Origin of the sequence: Stieleria sp. (assembly GCF_041595215.1) — a bacterium.
Classification (GTDB): domain Bacteria; phylum Planctomycetota; class Planctomycetia; order Pirellulales; family Pirellulaceae; genus Stieleria; species Stieleria magnilauensis.
The window spans coordinates 1-1,811 of sequence record NZ_JBFHKV010001405.1; the positions used below are offsets into that span (position 1 = coordinate 1).

Sequence of the window (1,811 nt, forward strand, 5' to 3'; positions counted from 1 at the left end):
ATTTTGATTTGACGCCGTAAACTGTCGAGCCGTCCGGTAGGGCATTCGTTTTAGCGGAACGGCGCGAGCCGTCCGGTAGGGCATCCGTTTTAGCGGCACGGCGCGAGCCGTCCGGTTTGTGGCAACACCGGAGGGCTCGCGCCCTTCCGCTACCATGCACCGGGATCACGACGCGAATGTGTTCGCGAGCCGGCGCCACGCTGACTCAATCTGCCCACAGCCACGCGTACAGACCCACCAGTGTCTTCGCATCGCGGATTTTTCCGCTGGCGATCCAGGCTTTGATTTCGTCCCGCGTCGCGATCCGATTGACGATCGACTCGGTCGCTTCGCGGTCAGGATCCCCGGCGACCAACTCGGTCGCCCGGTACAGATGCATCAGTTCGTCGCAAATGCCCGGCGCGGAATAGAACTCATGAATCAATTCCAGCTTGCCTGCCCGGTAGCCGGTTTCTTCGATCAATTCTCGCGACGCCGTGACCACGGCCTCTTCGGCCGATTCACGCGTACCGGCCGGAAGCTCCAGCAGCGTCTCGCCTACCGTCGGTCGGGTGTTTTCGATCAGAACGACGCGGCCGTCCTCCAAGATCGGTAGCAACACGACCGCGCCGGGATGGCGAATCACCTCTCGTTGATAAAGCCGGCCATCGTCGCCGGTCAACGTCATCCGGTGGACGTTGAACCTGGCCCCCTTCAAAAGCATCGGTTCTGTGGGATCATCGTCTCGGCTCATCAGTCGTCAACCCTTCTGTCAGCATGTTGTCTTGATTCGTCAGCCGGATATGTTACGCGGTCCCTCCGTTGATGGACAATCCACCGCCCGCACCATCCACCCTGTGTACCAAGGAAACATGTTCGGATTTCTCAATTGCGACAAGCCGATCGGCTTTTCATCACGCGACTTGGTCAACATCGTGCAGGGACGATTGCGCGGACGGAAGGTCAAGGTGGGGCACTGCGGCACGCTTGATCCGCTGGCCAGCGGCGTGCTGGTCGTCGGCGTCGGGCCCGCCGCCCGGCTGACCCCCTTCGTGCATGAAGCTTCCAAGAGCTATCGAGCGACGTTTCGACTGGCCGCCGAGAGCCCGACCGGCGACATGGAATTCGAACCCACGCTGTATCCCGATCATCCGATCCCGACCGCCCAAGAACTCGCTTCAGCGTGCCGCAGCTTGACGGGAAGGATCGAGCAGATCCCGCCGGCTTATTCGGCCATCAAAGTCGACGGCAAACGGGCCTACGTGATGGCCCGCGAAGGGCAGGACGTGGTGATGCCAGCCCGGAAGGTTCACGTCGAAGCGATCGAAATCTTGTCCTATCAGTATCCCGATTTGCAGCTACAAATCACTTGCGGAACCGGCACCTACATTCGCACCTTGGGAATGGACGTTGCTAAAGCGGTCGGCACCGTCGCGGTGATGACGTCGCTGGTCCGAACACGCGTCGGCGAGTTTTCGATCTCGGATTCCATTTCCGAAACGCAGCTCCGTGAAAACGAAATCGAATCCCTGCTGTTGCCCGCGGCGATCGGCGTTTCGCACCTGCCCCGGTTGATCGTCAATCCAGACGAATGCAAACGCTTGGCCAACGGGTTGTGCCTGGGCACACGGCAACCCGACACGCCCCGTGGCGCGGAGGGAGATCCCGAACATGTTGCGGCGATCACCCCCGACGGACACCTCAAAGCGATCCTGGTCCAGAAGCAATCGAGCTGGTGCCCGAAGCGAGTCTTTCCGGACTAGAGCTTGCCAGCGGGACTCGCTACGGTTGAGCGACAAACGGATCTGAAAACTTGGGATCGGTCAGCAGCG

At 60.6% G+C, this 1,811-nt stretch carries 2 protein-coding genes; one reads left to right on the forward strand and one right to left on the reverse strand.

What is annotated here, in order from left to right; all coding sequences use genetic code 11:
* Positions 1-205 precede the first annotated feature (205 nt).
* Positions 206-733: an NUDIX hydrolase gene (locus tag ABX749_RS31635; RefSeq protein ID WP_372899545.1), complete on the reverse strand. Its 528-nt coding sequence runs from the start codon at positions 731-733 to the stop codon at positions 206-208.
* A 118-nt stretch (positions 734-851) separates the two neighbouring features.
* Here ABX749_RS31635 and truB point away from each other — a divergent pair, with 118 nt between their 5' ends.
* Positions 852-1,742 (forward strand): tRNA pseudouridine(55) synthase TruB, encoded by an 891-nt coding sequence (gene truB / locus ABX749_RS31640; protein WP_372899546.1) that lies wholly within the window; start codon positions 852-854, stop codon positions 1,740-1,742.
* Positions 1,743-1,811 lie beyond the last annotated feature (69 nt).